This window comes from Pantoea sp. SGAir0180, from assembly GCF_043546245.1.
Window position 1 is genome coordinate 454703 of the sequence record NZ_CP028071.1, and the last position, 17936, is coordinate 472638.

Annotated in this window: 15 protein-coding genes and 1 pseudogene; 2 read left to right on the forward strand and 14 right to left on the reverse strand. The window is 54.2% G+C overall.

The window, feature by feature from the left end:
* Window positions 1–27: 27 nt before the first annotated feature.
* The 3 genes from C1N58_RS02200 to C1N58_RS02210 are packed head-to-tail and all read right to left on the reverse strand — an operon-like array spanning window position 28 to window position 2587.
* On the reverse strand, window positions 28–960 hold the full coding sequence (locus C1N58_RS02200; protein WP_058702312.1) for an SMP-30/gluconolactonase/LRE family protein: 933 nt from the start codon (window positions 958–960) through the stop codon (window positions 28–30).
* Window positions 957–1895, reverse strand: coding sequence for a hydroxyacid dehydrogenase (locus C1N58_RS02205; protein ID WP_058702313.1), 939 nt, complete (start codon window positions 1893–1895; stop codon window positions 957–959). Before C1N58_RS02205 ends, C1N58_RS02200 begins: the two co-directional genes overlap by 4 nt.
* Window positions 1895–2587: an RraA family protein gene (locus tag C1N58_RS02210; RefSeq protein WP_394550394.1), complete on the reverse strand. Its 693-nt coding sequence runs from the start codon at window positions 2585–2587 to the stop codon at window positions 1895–1897. Before C1N58_RS02210 ends, C1N58_RS02205 begins: the two co-directional genes overlap by 1 nt.
* Before the next feature lie 175 nt (window positions 2588–2762).
* On the opposite strand from C1N58_RS02210, the gene C1N58_RS02215 reads away from it, so the two are divergent.
* A complete protein-coding gene (locus tag C1N58_RS02215; protein WP_033739386.1) occupies window positions 2763–3476 on the forward strand; it encodes an IclR family transcriptional regulator in 714 nt (237 codons plus the stop codon).
* Window positions 3477–3699: 223 nt separating this feature from the next.
* Here the strand turns inward: C1N58_RS02215 and C1N58_RS02220 are convergent, their stop codons facing one another.
* From C1N58_RS02220 to C1N58_RS02240, 5 genes are all read right to left on the reverse strand, one after another.
* Window positions 3700–4458 (reverse strand): iron ABC transporter ATP-binding protein, encoded by a 759-nt coding sequence (locus C1N58_RS02220; protein WP_058709023.1) that lies wholly within the window; start codon window positions 4456–4458, stop codon window positions 3700–3702.
* Complete coding sequence (locus C1N58_RS02225) at window positions 4455–5447, reverse strand: iron chelate uptake ABC transporter family permease subunit (protein WP_050504840.1); 993 nt, start codon at window positions 5445–5447, stop codon at window positions 4455–4457. Before C1N58_RS02225 ends, C1N58_RS02220 begins: the two co-directional genes overlap by 4 nt.
* Window positions 5437–6396: an ABC transporter permease gene (locus tag C1N58_RS02230; RefSeq protein WP_054633283.1), complete on the reverse strand. Its 960-nt coding sequence runs from the start codon at window positions 6394–6396 to the stop codon at window positions 5437–5439. Before C1N58_RS02230 ends, C1N58_RS02225 begins: the two co-directional genes overlap by 11 nt.
* On the reverse strand, window positions 6393–7334 hold the full coding sequence (locus C1N58_RS02235) for a siderophore ABC transporter substrate-binding protein (protein WP_058702319.1): 942 nt from the start codon (window positions 7332–7334) through the stop codon (window positions 6393–6395). Before C1N58_RS02235 ends, C1N58_RS02230 begins: the two co-directional genes overlap by 4 nt.
* A gap of 118 nt (window positions 7335–7452) precedes the next feature.
* Complete coding sequence (locus C1N58_RS02240) at window positions 7453–9600, reverse strand: TonB-dependent receptor domain-containing protein (protein WP_394564527.1); 2148 nt, start codon at window positions 9598–9600, stop codon at window positions 7453–7455.
* A 1532-nt stretch (window positions 9601–11132) separates the two neighbouring features.
* Here C1N58_RS02240 and C1N58_RS02245 point away from each other — a divergent pair.
* Window positions 11133–12253 (forward strand): IS3 family transposase gene (locus tag C1N58_RS02245; RefSeq protein ID WP_394564528.1). Its coding sequence is split into 2 segments (ribosomal slippage): window positions 11133–11391 and window positions 11391–12253, totalling 1122 coding nucleotides; the frame shifts between segments, so codons are not numbered across the junction.
* A gap of 50 nt (window positions 12254–12303) precedes the next feature.
* Here C1N58_RS02245 and C1N58_RS02250 read toward each other — a convergent pair.
* The 6 genes and pseudogenes from C1N58_RS02250 to C1N58_RS02275 form a co-directional block, all read right to left on the reverse strand.
* Window positions 12304–12822 carry a tyrosine-type recombinase/integrase gene (locus C1N58_RS02250; protein ID WP_394564865.1) on the reverse strand — a complete coding sequence of 173 codons (519 nt, stop codon included), beginning with the start codon at window positions 12820–12822 and terminating at the stop codon, window positions 12304–12306.
* 60 nt (window positions 12823–12882) lie between these two features.
* Window positions 12883–13466 (reverse strand): annotated as a pseudogene (locus tag C1N58_RS02255) (integrase arm-type DNA-binding domain-containing protein); the annotation flags it as partial.
* 334 nt (window positions 13467–13800) lie between these two features.
* On the reverse strand, window positions 13801–15003 hold the full coding sequence (locus C1N58_RS02260; protein ID WP_394564529.1) for an Arm DNA-binding domain-containing protein: 1203 nt from the start codon (window positions 15001–15003) through the stop codon (window positions 13801–13803).
* The gene (locus C1N58_RS02265) at window positions 14961–15167 is read right to left on the reverse strand and encodes a hypothetical protein (protein WP_024471313.1); all 207 of its coding nucleotides are present in this window, start codon (window positions 15165–15167) and stop codon (window positions 14961–14963) included. Before C1N58_RS02265 ends, C1N58_RS02260 begins: the two co-directional genes overlap by 43 nt.
* A complete protein-coding gene (locus C1N58_RS02270; RefSeq protein ID WP_394564530.1) occupies window positions 15164–17020 on the reverse strand; it encodes a DNA cytosine methyltransferase in 1857 nt (618 codons plus the stop codon). The genes C1N58_RS02265 and C1N58_RS02270 overlap by 4 nt, the downstream gene beginning before the upstream one ends.
* A complete protein-coding gene (locus C1N58_RS02275) occupies window positions 17017–17889 on the reverse strand; it encodes a phage N-6-adenine-methyltransferase (protein WP_110957191.1) in 873 nt (290 codons plus the stop codon). Before C1N58_RS02275 ends, C1N58_RS02270 begins: the two co-directional genes overlap by 4 nt.
* Between the last annotated feature and the right edge of the window lie 47 nt (window positions 17890–17936).

Sequence of the window (17936 nt, forward strand, 5' to 3'; positions counted from 1 at the left end):
CTGCGTTGCGTCAACGCAGAGTTATTCTCAGAGAAAAGCAGTGGAAAGAAAGGGCAGCGGGTGGCCTGGCGTTTGCATTGAGCAGGTAAGAATGCTGCCGCTGACAGATTCGGTGATAAATAACTGCCGGCGCTGATCGCCGCCAAAACAGAGGTTGGTGGTGGATCGTCCGACCGGGCTGGTCAGAATCTCAATCGGCTCTGCCAGATCGTTTAACAGCCAGACGCGGCCCAGCCCCGGGTTAGCAATCAGCAGTTCGCCCTGCGCGTTGACGGCGATACCATCAGGACCGCTTGGCCCGTGCGAGGTAAAGAACTGGCCGACTTTGCTGACCGAACCGTCACGCTGAAGCGGTACGCGCCAGATCGCATTGCCGCGCGTCATGGCGACATACAGCACCTTCTCGTCGGGTGACAGCACCAGGCCGTTTGGGCTCGGGCAGTTATCCAGCAGAACGGACAGTTGCCCGTCCTGGCTGAGCCGGTAAACGCGTCCGGACGGATCGTGCAGCCCCGTTTGCCCCTGATCGGTGAAATAAAGATTGCCCCGGCTGTCAGGGGTAAGATCGTTCACGCCGCGAAAACTTTCGCTGTTACGGCGCGAGAGCCACGGCGCGATCGTGTTCTCCTTGAGGCACAGCTTCATCAGGCCGTGACGGTAATCCGTGATCAGAAGCGTATCGGGATCGGTCAGTTTCATGCCGTTGGGTTCGCCGTCGTACTGCACCACGAGCTCCCAGTTGCCCGCCATATCGACACGGAATATGCGGCCATACGGAATATCGGTCAGGTACAGGCAACCCGAGGGATGCCAGACCGGCCCTTCCAGAAACGAATCGGTCAGCTGGCCGCCGCGATTAGCGGCCGCCCAGGCATTGTGGCTGTCAGGTTGGCGGAAACGATCGGGCAGCCGGGTAAATACCGTGGTCTGCCTGATCTCCGGTGTAGTCAGGCACATCATACCGTCGCTTCCTTCTGCGCTAAGATCTTCAGCAGATTGGTCACGGAAGCCGTCCCCATTTTCACGTAAGAGTTATCGCTCACGCCGCCGATGTGCGGGGTAATAATGACGTTTTCTACCGTCTGCCAGAGGTTGGGCGCGGTCAGCGGCTCCACAGTAAAGCTGTCCAGCGCCGCCCAACTGAGCCTGCCGCTCCTGAGCGCGCGTTCCAGAGCATCGTCATCAATCAGTCCACCGCGTGCGGTATTCACCAGCACGGCGCCGGGTTTGAACTGTGCCAGCGCCTGGTCATTAATCATCTGGCTGTTTTGCGCGGTCAGCGGACAGTGCAGCGACACTATATCCGCGCGCGCATACAGCGTGGCTAAGTCGTCCACCTGCTCACAGCCCGCGGGCAGCGTTTTCGCCCAGGGATCGTAAGCAATAACCTGCATACCAAACACGCGGCCAATATCGGCCACCCGGCCGCCAATCGCGCCGAGGCCCACGAGCCCGAGCGTCCGGCCTTCCAGTTCAAGGGACTTGTGGCTGGATTTGTCCCAGTGTCCTTCACGCATCCGGCGATTCAGCGGAATCAGGGATTTGGTGCAGGCCAGAATCATTGCCCAGGTATGTTCAGCCACCGCCGCCGCGTTGGCACCCGGCGCAGACTGAACGCTGATGTTTCGTTCGGCCGCCGCGGCTTGATCAATAACGTCAATGCCGCTGCCATGTTTGGAGATCACGCGCAGCGCAGGCGCGGCATCCATGATGCGGGCGTTAATTTTTCCATAGCGCACCACGATTCCGACGGGATTATACTGCTGGCACAGCGCGACCAGATCGTCTTCGGTTGGCCTGGTGCCCGCAAACACCACTTCATAATCGTTCAGCATCGCAAGCGCGGCGGGGGCGATGTCAGCGCCGGTAATAATGACAGTATCCTGTTTGCGCATCAGAGTTCCTCCCCTTCCGCTAACATGCCTGCTGCACGCAGGGCACCGTTCAGCCAGGTCGGTCTTTTGTCCCCGGCTTTGATTGCCGCAATACGGCGGGTTTCCATATCCAGCTTTTTCGCCGCGAGTGCCAGCACCAATTCGACCTCGTCACGTGGGACGACCACCACACCATCGATATCACCGACCACCAGATCGCCCGCGTTGATCGTCGCACCGGCCACAGAAACCGGGTAATTCACACGACCGGGAATCAGCTTGGTCGGGCCACATGGATTCAGGCCAGCGGCGAAAATCGGATAGGTGTGGTTGCTCAGCGCATCCGCATCCCTGACCGCGCCATCGATGATAATGCCGGCAATGCCGGACGCTTCTGCCTGGGTCGCCATGATTTCGCCGAGCAGCGCACAACTGATATCGCCTTTACCGTCTACCACGATGACATCACCGGGTTTGGCCACCGCCAGCGCAGCATGGATCGCCAGGTTATCACCTGAACGCACTTCCACCGTTACCGCCGGTCCGGCCACTTTCATATGCGCACCCAGTGGCTTAACGCGGCCATGGAGCGTGCCTCGTCTGCCCGCGACATCCGCAAGAATCGCGGCCTGAAATTCAGCGGCACGTCTGACATAATCATGACTGACTCGCGTAACGTCGCGGTTGATCATCGGTTTTTCGTTCGCGGACATGGGTCACCTCACAGGTTTGATGTTTTACAGAGTAAAACTGTGTTGTACATAATGAAATTACTATATCGGTGACACTGACGCTCGCGCCAGTGTTGCGAGCTTGTTTGTGATGTAAATAAGATGTGACTCACAGTTTCAGGTACACTCAGTGCCAGCAAAAATCAGGAGAAGCGAAATGGGAAACGAAGGGGTTAATGCGGTAGAGAAAGCGCTGGCATTGCTGGATTGTTTTAAGCCAGGCGAAGAAAGCCTGTCCCTGACGGCGCTGTCGCAGCTCTCGGGCTACCACAAAACCACCGTTTATCGCCTGATGAATTCGCTGGAACGCATGAGTTATGTAGTCAGACGGGATAACGGGATTTATACCCTGGGACCAAGACTGCTGTATCTGGGCAAGCTCTACGAACAGTCGTTTCATCTGGCCAGCGTGGTCCAGCCCGAGCTACAGGCGCTGGCTTCGGCCACCCATGAAAGCGCCAGCTGGTATGTGATTGATAACGGTCAGCGTCTTTGCGTCTTCCGTGCGGAATCGTCGGATGGCCTGCGCCATACGCGACTGCCGGGCTCGCTTTATCCTCTGGATAACTCGGCGATTAGCCAGGTGCTGCGTTACTGGGGAATGGGCGAACCCCTGTTTGCTGAGACACCGGACTTACCGCTCTATACGTCGGGCGCGCGCGATCCGCACACTGCCGCCTTTGCCATCCCGGTGTTTGGCGAAGGGGATAAATTAACGGCCGCCCTGGCACTGACCGGTCCGTCATCACGCTTAACCCTGGACCGCAAAGCGGCAGGGCTGGGTGACCTGATGCGGGAAAGTGCCGCCAGATTGTCGGCTCAGTTAGGGGCCAGAAAGCCGTTTTGCGATGGGGTTTACTGGGGTAAATAGCGGGCAGTGCCGCGCGGTTGGGTCAAGAACCGTTCGGCGGCTGAGCAGGGCAGGCATGTGCTGCCGTCCTCCGCCCCGTGTGCAGGCAGAACTCCGACATGTATTCTACTGCTGAGCCGGGCGCATCCGCGTTTCTCCGCTTGCCTGCAATCGGCCAGTGATAAAGCGGACCGCGCGGCGACGTCCGCGGCTCCGCTTCCGCGCCACGAAAGCGTGAGTCAGGTTAGCGGTAATAGATCGCTATCCGCTGATCCGCCACCGTTTCAATCGCCACCGGAATCTCAAACAGCCGCGTCAGCACGTCCGGCTGCATGATGTCGGCTGGCGTACCGCGCATAAAAACGGCGCCGTTTTTCATGGCAATGATGTAGTCGGAATAGGCGGAGGCGAAATTGATATCATGAATGACCAGAATGATGGATTTGCGCAGTTCATCCGCCGCCCGTCGTAATTGCTGCATCATGGTCACGCTGTGTTTCATATCCAGATTATTTAGCGGTTCATCTAACAGAACGTACTGCGTATCCTGGCACAGCACCATCGCCACAAAGGCCCGCTGCCGCTGCCCGCCGGACAACTCATCCAGATAACGCTGTGCCAGCGGCAACAAATCCAGAAAATACAGCGCCTGCTCAATATGGTGTCTGTCCGCTTCCGTTATCCGTCCTTTTGACCAGGGATAGCGGCCAAAACTGACCAGATCGTACACCGTCAGCCGATGGGTAAAATGATTCTCCTGCCGTAGCACCGACAGCACTTTCGCCAGCTGTTCAGTGTGCGCCTCGTTCACCACCAGCGAATCGATTCTGATTTCACCGCTGTCCGGCGTCAGCAGTCGGCTCATCACCGACAGCAGAGAGGATTTTCCGGCACCGTTAGGACCAATGATGGCAGTGATGCCCGACGCGGGCAGGGTTTCATTGATATTGTTGAGAACAGAAAGCGTGCCGTAGCGCTTATTCACATTCACCACTTCAATCACGTTGCCACCTTTTTAAGCACCAGATAAAGAAAGAGTCCACCGCCAACACATTCAATGATGACGGACAGCGTGCCTGCCCTGTCCAGCAGTCGCTCCAGAATGAGCTGTCCGCCGGTCAGCGTAATCATGCCGATGAGTACCACGGCAGGCAGCATCTCGCGATGACGCCATGAGCCCATGGCGGGCCAGGCCAGATTCACGATCAACAAGCCCAGAAACGTCATTGGCCCCACCAGCGCGGTTGAGATCGCTACCAGCAGGGAGATGAGCAGCAACAGACCGGTCACGTAGCGCTGAACGGGCACGCCGAGTGCGGTGGCGGTATCGCTGCCCAGCGCCAGCACGTCAAGGCGATGGCGCATGCGCCAGATGATTACCGTCACAACAGCAATGACGCTGCCTGAGAACAGCAGGACGTCGCTGTCGGCGCGGGTAAAGGTGGCAAACATCCGGCTCTGTAAAACGGCAAATTCTCCCGGTGATAGCAGGCGCTGCATCAGTCCGGACAGACTGCGGAACAGCGTGCCGAACACCAGGCCTGCCAGTAAGACGCGCTGGAGTTCCAGCCCGCTGCGGTTAAATAACCAGCGGTAAAGCAGCGTGGCAAACAGCATCAGAAGCGCCGTTTCGCCCAGAAACTGCACCACAGGGTAGGTCTGGCTCAACGGCGACAGGTGAATAAAAAAGACCATCAGCGTCTGAAGTAAAATAAACAGCGACTCCAGCCCCATGATCGACGGCGTAAGAATGCGGTTTTGCGTGATGGTCTGGAAAAGCAGCGTGCTGATGCCCGAGGCAAACGCAACCAGCACCATAGTCAGTAAAATCTGCCCGCGGTGTTTCAGGAGATAGCCGATATTGCCCTGCAGGTTAAGGGTCAGAAACAGCGTGCAGAGCGCAATCGCGATGATGGTCAGCAAACACAGCCGTCCGGCAGGGGAGCGCATCCTGTTCAGCACGCGAGACGGCAGCGAACACTCAACGGCCATGGCGTTTCCCCTTCATAATCAGCAGCAGAAACACCGCCGCGCCCAGTACACCGAGCAACGTACTGACCGGGATCTCGAACGGCTGCACGATAAGCCGCCCCAGGATATCGCAGCTTACTACCAGCATAGCCCCCGTCAGCGCGACCCAGTGCACGGTGCGTCGCAGGTTATCGCCAGCCAGCAGGCTGACAATATTCGGCACGATTAACCCCAGGAACGGCAGGACCCCGACGACCACGATAACCACGCCGCTGATGAGCGCAATCATCGCCATGCCCGTGAGCTGAACACGACGGTAGTTCAGCCCGACGTTTACGGAAAAGTCATGCCCTAAACCGGCGACCGTGAAGCGGTCGGCAAGCAGGCCAGCGAGCAGGGCGATCATCCCTACTAGCCACAGCAGTTCATAGCGCCCCTGCATCACGCTGGAAAAATCCCCCGATTCCCAACTGCCCAGCGCCTGCAGCAGGTCAAACTGCATCGCCAGAAAGGTGGTGACCGAACTGAAAACGGCCCCCAACATGATGCCGGTCAGCGGCACAATAAGGGCGCTTTTCTGACGAACATGGGCGATTAACAGCATAAACAGCAGGGTACCGGCCAGGGCGAACAGGGCGGCAATGCCCATTTTGACTATGACGGGCGCGGCGGGATAAAACAGCATGACCAGCAGTAAGCCCAGGCCGGCGGACTGTGTCGTGCCCACGACAGAGGGCTCGACAAAACGGTTTTGCGTCAGCATTTGCATGATTTGCCCTGCAACGCTCATGGCGCTGCCAGCCAGCACCAGCGCGACCGTGCGCGGCACGCGACTCACCCACATAATCTCCCGCATGTCGGCATCGCGCCACACGTCCATCAGTGACAGCTGCGTGACGCCCGTCATCACACTGAGCATCATCAGCGCCCCCAGCAGGATCAGGCTAAAGCTAAAGGCCACGGACTTCATTCTGGGCGGACGCCGGCTGTGCTGAGTGCCTGCCTGATCTGCTCCATCATCAGGCTGTAACTCTGGATCCCGCCAGCGAGGTACAACGAGGCCGAATCCAGCCAGATTATCTGCTGTTTTTTCCATGCCGTGGTGCGGCGCACCAGCGGATTATCCAGTACCTGCCGGGCAGAAACGCCCGCCTTGCTGCCGATGGCGCTGTCGCGATCCAGAACGAACAGCCAGTCCGGATTGGCCTGCATGATGAGTTCGGGCGAAATGGCGTTTCCGTGTTTACTGGCGGTCGGCAGGGCGATGGCCGGTCTGAACTGCAGGACATCAAAAATAAAACCAAAGCGGGAATGCGGTGTGTAAGCACTGAGTTTGCCGCCGTTGACCATCAGCATCATGGCCGTGCCTGCCTGAGCCGCCTGGCGGCGAAGGTCAGCAACCTGCGCATCAAATCTCGCCAGAACGGTGCTCGCCTGCGCCTGTTTACCCATGATTTCACCCAGTTGCGTGGTTCGCTGACGCAGGCTGTTTAAAACATCATTGGGATCGATATCCAGCGATACGGTCGGCGCAATGTCGCTGAGTTTGTTATAGGCCGCCAGGGCTCTGCCGCCGGCCAGAATCAGATCCGGCCTGGCGCGGCTCAGGGCCTCATAGTCAGGCTCAAATAACGTGCCCGCATTGAGGTACTCATCACTGTTGTAGCGCGCCAGATGGGCCGGATAGCTTATCGCGGTCCGGGGCACGCCCAGCGGATGAATTCCTAACGCATCGGCACTGTCCAGCGTTACCGGGTTTAAGATCACCACACGTTGGGGATGCAGAGGAATAGCCGTTGTGCCCTGAAAATGCGACAGCTGGACGGTGGGCGCGTCGCTGGCCGACGCCAACGGCGCGCTCAGTAAGCAGGCGAGCGCCAGTAAACCTGCCAGACGGGAAAAACGCATACCTTCTCCTTGTACGTTGTCATTGTCCGTAAAAGTGTGCCCGGTTGTCGGGCTGACCATCCGCTTTCCGCCCTGGGTACGTGGTATGTTCAGCAGGGCGAGCGGACCCTCAGTGTTATCAGAACGAAGCCGTCACGGAGGCGTACAGCGTTCGTCCGGGAACGTAATAGTTATTGCCGCTGGTGGTACTGGCTGAGGGTTGCGCGGACACCGGATTTTTATCGAAAAGGTTATCGACGCCCATGTTGAATTTCAGATGCCTGGTCGCCCGGTACTGCCCGGACAGGCCATAAATCATATAGGCCTGGCGGATACGTGCAGTTGCGGTATTGCCGCGTGCGGCCTGATCCGCGCGGTTATTCAGCCCCAGCATTTTTCCGTAGTATTTGGCGGTCATCGACAGACTGATCGCCTCATTGACCTGCCAGTCCAGCGAGGACCAGGTGGCGAGTTTTGGTGTGGTCACCAACATGACGCCCAGTGTGTCTTCCGCTTTGATCATGCGCGTGAAAGTGTTATTCAGGGTCAGGCTTTTCAGCCAGGGGCCTTTCTCTTCCGTAATCAGAGGCACCGTCAGGCTGCCTTCCACGCCCTGCGTGCGGGCGGTATCCAGATTGACGCGCTTCAGCCAGTAGCTACCGGACGCATCGCCCGGAATATAGCCCACCGGCGCGGAAGCAATTTTGTCCTGAAAGCGGCTGTCAAAGAAGGTTAAGCCCACGCCCCATCCCGCATAATCGTACAGGGCGCCCACTTCCCAGTTCTGCGACAATTCAGGCTTCAGCGCGTCATTCCCCAGGGTATAACAGCTCCCGCCCTGGTAATCGGCATAGCCGTTACAGCCGGCACCGCGGGAGGTTTCGATAAAGCCTTTGCTGGCCTGACGTACGCTGGGCGCCTTAAAGCCTTCAGAATAGCCGCCTTTCAACGTCAGAGCGTCCGTGGCTTGCCAGACAAGATAGGCGCGCGGCGTGGTCCGGTTGCCGTAATCGGTATTATCCCGGCGCAGGCCCAGCGTCAGGGCCAGATCATCCCGCAGGTCAATCTGGTTTTCGATGAAGATGCCCGTGCTTTTCGCTTCGCCAGTATGTTTACCAAAGGTATCGGCCGCGTCGGCTGTCACGCCCAGCGAGCGTGGGTTATGCAGCTCTTCTTTTTTCCATTGCGCGCCCACGGTCAGGTTTTGGGGCAAACCGAGTTCGAAGGGCAGGTTGAGATCGCCTTCAATAATGGATTCTTTATTCCACAACGTGCTGTCCTCGCTGCCCTTCACCGCGCCGTTGGCGATAACCGGTACGTCCGACACCCAGTTTTTAAATTTATTCTGATAAGCGCTTAGCTTCGCCGTGCCAAATGCAAAAATGCCGCGGTAATCCAGCGCATAGTTTTCACGCTCAAGCTTACTGGCCCCGCGCAGATTAATTTCACTGCCGTTACTGGCGACGCCGGGAAGACCTTCTTCGGTTCCCTGCTGCGTAGAGATCGTCAGCCGATGCTGGCGGGTAATATCCCAGCCCAGTTCGGCACCGTAATTTTCATTCTTGCGTCCCTCCTGACCGCTTCCCCAGCGCAGTGCGCCGGTGTCGCTTTTATCCGCCTGGCGCTTATTCCATGAACCATTCAGACGCAGGTCAAACCCTTTCCCCAGTGGGCCGCCAACGCTACCTGTCCAGGTCTGGGTACTTCCCCGCTTATCGTCCTGCGGCTGGCGCGTGCCTGCGGTTAAGGTACCGTGCCAGACATCACTGTTTTTCTTCGTGATGATATTCACCACGCCGCCCATCGCATCCGAGCCATAGAGCGCGGACATCGGTCCCCGCACCACTTCGATGCGTTCAATGGCATCAACGGGGATCCAGTTGATATCGTCGAAATAGTTTTGCTGCGTGTTTTTGATGCCGTTGCTGGAGCTCATGCGTTTGCCATCAACCAGCAACAGCGTATACGCCGCTGGCATACCGCGCAGTTGAATACCTGAGCCCACATCTGTTCCGATGGCTTTGGATACGCCCGCGACACGTTCCAGCACATCCGCAAGATCGGTGGCCGATTTACCAACGTCCTGTGCCAGTTGCTGTGCGGTAATCACGGAAATTGATGCCGGAGCATCTTTCAGACGCTGTTCGACAGCTGAAGCCGTCACCACCATCACCTCTTCATCGGGATCAGTGATCTCCGGCTCAGCAAACGCAGGTGAAGCTATGCCAAAAACGGGAATGAACAGACTGGTTTTGATACGACGGGCGAGAGGGGTTAACGACGTCATAACGGTTAATCCTTTAACGGTTGTTTGTCCTGAAGATATTTACGGGCTGATAAACAGCATAAGGTGATATATAAATGGGAATCAAATCAATAATCATTATCAGTTGGCGGTGAAATAAATGCGCAGGGTAATTGCGTGGGAATTTTAATGATTCAGGATCGGCGGGAATGATCTGGAAGCGGGAAAGGGTAGTTGCTTTTTATGTAAGACAGGCCTTTGATATATAAAGATTTAAGACGAAGAATTTCTTCTTTTGCTGATTGGATTTCTGAATAATTCCCTGCCTGTAAGTTTCTTTTTAATATTATCTTTTTTTACGTTTTGGATGATATTTACGAAAGGTAAAAGATGTTCTTGCTAATTTATATGATTGTTAAGAGGTTGAGAAAAATGACTTGGATCAATAATAAGTCTGATTATGTGAAATATTTGATTCTGTTTTGTGAAATAAGCTGGCTTAGCATAATAGCGTTATTTAAATGAATAATGGTTTTCCCGTAATGCATTGAGGTCTACCATGACGCATGGGCCATTAAGTCAGTCAATATCGGATACCTGCAATAAATGACCATGCTTCTCTGGAACCGGTAAGTTTTGAATGCGGGTTTCAAAGGCACAGGAGGGGACAAAAAAGCCCGCAGGCTTGCGCCGTGTGGGCTTTCAGGGCTGGCGGAATCTGAATTGGCTATTTAATGTATTGAAATTATTTAACTAAGTTCTGAGTCATTTTTTCTTTGGTGCCTATACAGGTGCCTAAAAGCATTTTCACCTTTTCTGACGAAAAAGAAAGTGAGACAGGCAGGAAGATTAAATATGACAAAAGCAAGCTGATAGCGCTACCCCAGTTTGTCCAAGGGTGGCAACTAGGCCCCGTAGGTCATTGTTTTAGCGCCCTTTGCGCACAAGTATATTTAGACTGAAGGACGTGAATTGTCGTCGACAAAGACACGATTCCAAAGATACTGCCGCTGACTCTAATCCCTGATGTTTTAGGGCTCAACACTTTATGTGGATAAAATTAATTCGTTTGGTTTCCTCTATAGACAAGCTTACGAGTGCTTTGAGCTGAGTTTTGGTATGCTATAGGTTTGGATGTTGCAAGTTAACGTCTGGGTGAGGCTTGTAAGTGAATGATAAATATGCTGATTGGATAAGCAGAGAAGTAAAAATGCTAACAAATCGTTCTGTGTACGTAGATCCGTTTGTTCCCATAGCATCTATGCTTCAAAATAAATATGTCGAATAAAAGAGAGAAAAACCAAGCTTATCATGCACTTTAATAGGTTTTATTCTACCAGTTTTAGATTACGATAGGCTGGATGTAACAGCAATGCTGGCATGGGGTTACAAGTTAAATGAATGAAATTATAAGGAATTTTTAGCGTGAGTGCGTTAACCAATGACGTATTCATCAGTTTGGGTGAATTGACAGATGGGGTCGTAGCACAAACAGGGCCCACTTGACCTGCTCCCCGTTGATTAACACACCCCGATGTTAGTAATGTCTTCATAAGCCACATGAGGACATCCCCATGAAGAAGCGTTTTTCCGACGAACAGATCATCAGTATTCTTCGCGAAGCGGAAGCCGGGGTTTCTGCCCGTGAGCTCTGCCGTAAGCACGCCATTTCCGATGCCACTTTCTACACCTGGCGCAAGAAGTTTGGTGGCATGGAAGTCCCTGAGGTGAAGCGGCTTAAATCTCTTGAAGAGGAGAACGCCCGCCTCAAGAAGCTACTTGCCGAAGCCATGCTGGATAAGGAGGCGCTTCAGGTGGCTCTGGGGCGAAAGTACTGACGACAGGCCAGAAGCGGGAAGCCGTTGAGTTTATGTGTGATGCGACCGGTCTGTCGCAACGTCGTGCCTGCAGGCTTACAGGTTTGTCCCTGTCGACCTGCCGTTATGACGCTCAGCGTCCATCTGCTGATGCACATTTATCAGGGCGTATCACTGAACTGGCGCTTGAACGCAGACGTTTTGGTTACCGGCGCATCTGGCAGCTACTGCGTCGGGAGGGCCTTCACGTCAATCACAAGCGGGTATACCGTATTTACCACCTTAATGGACTGAGCGTAAAACGCAGACGACGCCGTAAAGAGCTGGCGACCGAACGGTTTCCGCTTCTACGTCCGGATGCGCCGAACCTGACATGGTCGATGGATTTCGTTATGGACGCACTGGCCAACGGTCGCAGGCTCAAGTGCCTGACCTGTGTGGATGATTTCACGAAGGAGTGTCTGACGATCACCGCTGCTTTCGGTATTTCAGGCATTCAGGTCACGCGTATTCTGGACAGTATCGCGTTGTTTCGCGGTTATCCGGCTACGATAAGAACCGATCAGGGCCCGGAATTTACCTGCCGCGCGCTCGATCAATGGGCTTTTGAGCATGGTGTGGAACTACGGCTTATCCAGCCGGGCAAGCCGACACAGAACGGATTTATTGAGAGCTTTAACGGCCGATTCAGAGATGAATGCCTGAACGAGCACTGGTTCAGCGATATCGTTCACGCCAGGAAAATCATTAACGACTGGCGGCAGGATTATAACGAGTGCCGTCCACATTCATCGCTGGATTACCAGACGCCAGCTGAATTTGCAGCGGACTGGCGAAACGGGAAATATGAAGAAAAACCAACCGACATTACTAACTGAAGGTTGTATCTAATCTTGGGAGCAGGTCACCACCACTGCATTAGTGCCACTCATTCGGCTAGATACTCCGCTCGGTTGTATGCTGCTACGATCTCGTCTTTCTTTGAATGAGCAAGTGCTGCTTCGAGAACTTCAACTCTGAATTTGCCGTATTCTTCTGCGGCTGTCCTCGCGATAGAACGCATATTGTGAGCTACAAGCCCACCTCCGAAGTCCATTTGAACAATAGCGGCATTGGCTGTTTGTTCATGCATATGGTTTAGAGGAGCCTTTATAATTGGGAAAATCCAATCTCTGTGCCCACTCACTGGTTTCATTGCTTCAAGGATACGCAAAGCTTCCCTGTTTAGTGGAACTTTGTAAATTTTTCTTATTTTCATCAAATCTGCAGGAATAGTCCAAATGCCATTGGCTGTATCAATGTCAGCCCACCTTGCACGAACGGCTTCACCCGGACGAACCCAAGTTAACAATTGCCATTCAATCAGTAGTCTTGTCTCCATACGTACAGAAGCATTGTTCAATGTAGCCAGAAAGCACGATAATTCAGAAGGAGGTAGTGCTTGCATATTCTGCTTTTTGGGCTTTTTAAAGCGCTGTGCAAGGTTATCAACTGGATTGAACTCAATGAGTTCTTCAGTAGCTGCCCAACGAAAAATTTCATTTAGTCGGGAGATAATACGCCTCAGGGTTCAAGAACCCCACGTTGTTCGATTGGGTCAAGCTGTTGCTTCAAGAGTTTGGGGCGAATCTCTTTTATCGGAACATTACCCAATCCAGGGAAGACGTTACGTTCAAGGCTACGCCAGATATCTGCTGCATGATCTTCTGAAATCCCTGACGTTCTTTTCTTCTCTTCGAGCCATTTTCTTGCCACCACCTGCAATGTGTGTTCAGTGGCCGCTTTTAGTGCATGCGCTTTATCGGCTTTATGGGTTTGCGGATCAATCTGCTGGGCGAGTAGTGCGAGGTAATGGTCTCTAAGAGAGCGAGCTTGCGCGAGGGTAAGGTGAGGGTAAGTTCCTAAACTCATTTTCGTTCGTTTCTTAGTCACACGAACCGCATACCTGAAGTACCAGTTTTTCTTGCCACCTTTCACGGTTGGCGATATGCGCAAAAACAAGCCGTCACCATCGAATAGATTAACTTCTTTCTCTACAGGCTTAGAGCTTTTGATTTGAGTATCATTGAGTTTAGTGACGACTTTCGGCATGTTTGGACCCTCAGATTTTGGACCCATGGGCGTTGGGTCCAAAACAGGGTGTCATATGGCGTGGATTCTAGCAACTCTCGGTGGACAGCTATGGACACAAAAAAGCCCGCAGGGCTTGCGCCGTGCGGGCTCTTAGGACTTCATCGGATGACTCTGGTAATCACCGATGGAGAATTTTGGTGGAGCTGGCGGGAGTTGAACCCGCGTCCCAAAACTCTATCCAGCATTGATTTAATTGAACATTTTCAAAAATATAATTTTCGCGTGCATTGTACGTGCATTTTCATGTCCTCTCAGTGTCCTTTCTCTGTCGCAATCGTCCCGAAGCCCTTAACTATTTTCCCGACTGTTTTCCTCCAACAACTGCAAGCTGCGTTGGTTGCTTTGATGTGTTTCCGTCATAATCTTTCAGATACGAACCGTAGTGCCTGAAAAGCATTTCCGGACCTTTATGGCCCATCTGCCCAGACAGCCAGTAAAGATTTACGCCGATACTGATATGCCGGGTCGCATAGGTGTGTCGTGTCTGATATGGATTTCGGTACCGAACCTGCGCGCGACGTAATGCAGGCATCCAGGCCTTTTTACGAATTGCGGCAGAACCGCTCCACGGCTCCATTGTTTTCGGATCCTCGAACACATATTCACTTCGCATAAAGGTGTAAGGCCGCATCCCCGTCAGCGCCGCCAGCGCCATTTCATCCAGTTCAACTTTACGGGTACCAGCTGCGGTTTTCGTGCCTTTGATGACACCCACTACACTCGCCTTTTGAACGTGTACCGTGTTGTGCACAAGGTCTATGTCCTGCCAGCGGAGTGCACACAGTTCAGAACTGCGGAGGCCGGTATGCATGGCGAACTGGAAGAGGTAACGCCATTGATCATGGGTGCAGGCTGCAAATATAGCTTTGGCCTCCTGTGGAGTGAACGGGTCAACGATATAATCGTCTTTGTCGTCGGACGTCTGTTTAGGCCGGTAGCGTGATGCAGTAACGAGCGACACCGGATTTAGTTCGATAAGCCCATCAGTAACGGCCTCGTCCAGCGCACTGCGGAGGAATGACAGCAGATTCCTGATGGTTTTTAACTTGGCATTTTTATTGCTGATCCACGTCTTCATAGCTCCGGCTGTCAGTTCGGTGACAGGCAGAGCATGAAGCGCGGACAATGACGTGATGCACTTCTGATAGCCATTAATGGTGGAGGGGGATAATTTGCGGTTTGTGCAGATCGTAATGTACTCGTCCAGGTATTCCCTGACCGTTTTCGTTTTCTTCACTTCACCGAACGTGGCCAGCTTCCTCGATTTTGGGAAGTAATCGCCGTACAGAAAAGTGCCCAGAGATATTTTATTTTGTATCTCGCCCAGAAGGCGATCGGCATATTTAATATTGCGTGGGTTTACCTCTAAACCGGAAAGGGGTTCCCGACAGAGAACCCCTTTAAAGGTGAAGGTAAGCTGAAGAGTGTCGCCGGTTTGGTGGCGGCGAACTGTCACGCCCCGCGGTAAAGCGGATCCCTGCTCTTTCTTGCCCATCTGTTTACCTCATCAAGATCAATCCAGCGCTCTTTAACGCCGTCCACTTTTAATACGTGAACACCCTCCTGCCAGATCTTCCTTTGTATCCGTTTGTTAATGGCTTCGACCGATTCGCCGGTGTTTTTGCAGTAGGTGGAAAGGGGAACACAATCAAGACTCATGCGATTTTCTCCTGTGAAAGAGGCGAACACATTTCCGGTAAATTGGCTCTTACAAGCGCCTCGGCAAACGGGGGCGGGACGGCATTGCCGCAGCGGGCAACCTGTTTATCTTTGGCATATTTGGTACCGCGATAATCCCTGTCGATGACATACCAGGAAGGGAAGCCCTGAGCGGCATAGAGCTCATGCGGCTGGAGCATGCGCATGCCGATATCGACAATCTGGTAATCAGTGCCATCAACCGTTACCAGACCAAAGCGGTCGTTTGTGGTCACCGTTCCCAGCGGTGCGTCCAGACCTACGCCGCCTTTTTCATTCCCGTAATACTTCATCAGGAAAGCCCGGACCTCGCCCAAGTGGTTACCGTTTGCCGTGATGGTGTGTGCCGGACTGTCAGTTGTCTGGCCCGTATTGGTGCCGCGAAACTTGATCAGGTTGGACGTGACGACAGCATGATGATTTCCCGTCGTCACTGTGTGAGCGGGTTCCTCAACGGAGCCGCCCGGGTGGCCCGTGTTGTTAACCATGATGTTAGCGGTAACCAGAGCATGATGATCCGTTGTGGTGACGGTATGCGCTGGCCCGTCAGCCGCGGCGCCGGGGCCGGTATAGTTGCCGCCGAAGTGCTTAGCCATAAACGCGGTAACCAGCGCACTGTGCCCGCCACCGCCAGCGGTGACCGTTGCTGCAGGTTCATTTACAGGGTGACCAACGCTATTGCCGAACTGACGTGAAACTAGCGGGGCTAATTGAGCCTCAACCATTCCCAGCGCATGACCGTTGCCGCCCGGACGTTTAGAGGTACCCGCCGTAATGGTAGGGACCGGTTCGGTAATATCCTGCCCGGTTGCACCGGTACGGAATTTTGTCAGATGTGGCGTGACTACTGCATAGCCCTGTTTGCGCGTGATTGTCTGTAGCGGGTCGTGCAGCGACTGTCCGCGAAAGCAGTCATAGCCACCTTTGCTGGTGGTGTGATTGCACTTGACGATAAACGGAGTCGGGTTGTCGAGCACGAACCGCTGGATGCCGCGCGCAATCCGTTTCATCGTGTTTTCTGCCAGTGGCTTACTGCGTCCAAATATGCTCGGACAGGGGATAGACCAGTCGATGCACTCGGCAGCCGTCCGCCATGGCTTGAGATGTCCGGACTGGACGGCCAGGCTTTTCGGATCACCGTGTGACGGCTCCGGCCACGTTACTGGTTCTCCGTCAGAGCGCATTACCATAAAGAAGCGTTTACGGATGGTTGGCGCGCCGAAATCGCAGGCGCGTAACTCCCGGTGTTCAACTGCATAGCCCAGGCCTTTAACCAGTTTTTGCGCATCGGCACTGTGCCGGCCAATTTGCAGGAAGTCGCATACCTCATCCAGCGAAGGGTGATCCGCATGTACGCCGTTACCCAGCATGCCGACGAAGGCGGCAAAGGTTTCACCCGCGCGGGCCGGGTCTGGTCGTTCCTCCGTAGGTAACAGTGGTCCCCAGGTTTTAAACTCTTCGACGTTCTCAAGCATGATGACGCGAGGCCGCTTTGCCAGCGCCCAGCGAACAACAATCCATGCCAGACCGCGAATTTCTTTTTTAACCGGCTTACTGCCTTTGGCTTTGCTGAAATGGCGGCAATCAGGTGAGAACCATGCCAGACCTACGGGCGCGCCTGCGGTCGCTGCCACCGGGTCAATGTCGAACACAGACTCACAGTAATGAAGCGTGTCAGGGTGGTTGGTGGTGTGCATGGCGATCGCGTTAGGATCATGATTAATAGCGATATCGACACTGCGGCCGGTTGCCATCTCAATGCCGGTGCTGGCTCCGCCGCCCCCGGCAAAATTATCGACAATGATTTCTCTCACAGGGTTTGTTCTCCGAAAGTGGCCGTCAGCGACTGAGCTGCAGCAATGATTTCTGTTGAGGGCTGGCGCTCCAGCAGCATACGGTTCATGTGATGCATGACCTTGCGCTGGTGCTCGGTAGCGATTGATTTAAGGCCTGGCAACTGATCGGCTAATAGCTGTACTTCGGCTGGCCAGACATCATTCGCTGACTCGGGGATAGGGACCGGAATATTTCGAGGCGTCAGACGTTGCGCGGCTCGCTCAATTTGAGCCATAAACGTGGCGCCGCGGGATTCCAGCAGATCACGATTGATGTAATCGAACTTTGGACCTCGCCAGGACTTATCGAAAACCGCGATAGCTGCCCCGAATCCGGCAGACGATTCGCTGGGCTGGCCTTCCTCTGGTCGATACCATACGGGCAGGTCAAAACTGATTCGGCCACGAATGAATGCGATATGGTCGGCATCTTCTGGCCACCAGACTTCGCCAGTTGCCGCTTTAATAAGAAAGACATAGCGGCCGCCAGCCTCCCGCATTTCCAGCGTATGGGCCATTATCTGGCGCATGCCGGTTATGTACTGCCCGTCGTGCTGTGAGGCGCGTGAATAGGGTGGGTTAGCGTAAGCAGCACCGTTTAACTCTGCCAGGCGTTCCGACCAGTTCTGCGAAAGTGCGTTATCTTCGGCGCTGTAATAAGACTCGCATTTGGCATTACTCTCATCGGCGAAGAGGTCCAGCACGAACGGTCCGAACATCGAGTTTATTCCCCACCAGAGCGGATCAGGCGTGCGCCATTGATCGCCAATTTTTTTAAGCTCGTGGGTGGGCTGGGCGCGCAAAGTCTCCAGCGCCAGACAATATGGCGATAGTTGGGTTGGTTCCATGCGTGGGATACCTCAAATCAGCGTTTGAATTTTCTTGATAAATCAAT

Excerpts from the sequence above, each read along its gene's own strand:
- C1N58_RS02260 (WP_394564529.1), bottom strand. The coding sequence starts at position 15,003 with ATGGGCAAGAAAGAGCAGGGATCCGCTTTACCGCGGGGCGTGACAGTT.
- C1N58_RS02230 (WP_054633283.1), bottom strand. The coding sequence starts at position 6,396 with ATGAAGTCCGTGGCCTTTAGCTTTAGCCTGATCCTGCTGGGGGCGCTG.
- C1N58_RS02250 (WP_394564865.1), bottom strand. The coding sequence starts at position 12,822 with ATGCAAGCACTACCTCCTTCTGAATTATCGTGCTTTCTGGCTACATTG.
- C1N58_RS02215 (WP_033739386.1), top strand. The coding sequence starts at position 2,763 with ATGGGAAACGAAGGGGTTAATGCGGTAGAGAAAGCGCTGGCATTGCTG.
- C1N58_RS02235 (WP_058702319.1), bottom strand. The coding sequence starts at position 7,334 with ATGCGTTTTTCCCGTCTGGCAGGTTTACTGGCGCTCGCCTGCTTACTG.
- C1N58_RS02205 (WP_058702313.1), bottom strand. The coding sequence starts at position 1,895 with ATGCGCAAACAGGATACTGTCATTATTACCGGCGCTGACATCGCCCCC.
- C1N58_RS02200 (WP_058702312.1), bottom strand. The coding sequence starts at position 960 with ATGATGTGCCTGACTACACCGGAGATCAGGCAGACCACGGTATTTACC.
- C1N58_RS02225 (WP_050504840.1), bottom strand. The coding sequence starts at position 5,447 with ATGGCCGTTGAGTGTTCGCTGCCGTCTCGCGTGCTGAACAGGATGCGC.
- C1N58_RS02240 (WP_394564527.1), bottom strand. The coding sequence starts at position 9,600 with ATGACGTCGTTAACCCCTCTCGCCCGTCGTATCAAAACCAGTCTGTTC.
- C1N58_RS02265 (WP_024471313.1), bottom strand. The coding sequence starts at position 15,167 with ATGAGTCTTGATTGTGTTCCCCTTTCCACCTACTGCAAAAACACCGGC.
- C1N58_RS02275 (WP_110957191.1), bottom strand. The coding sequence starts at position 17,889 with ATGGAACCAACCCAACTATCGCCATATTGTCTGGCGCTGGAGACTTTG.
- C1N58_RS02210 (WP_394550394.1), bottom strand. The coding sequence starts at position 2,587 with ATGTCCGCGAACGAAAAACCGATGATCAACCGCGACGTTACGCGAGTC.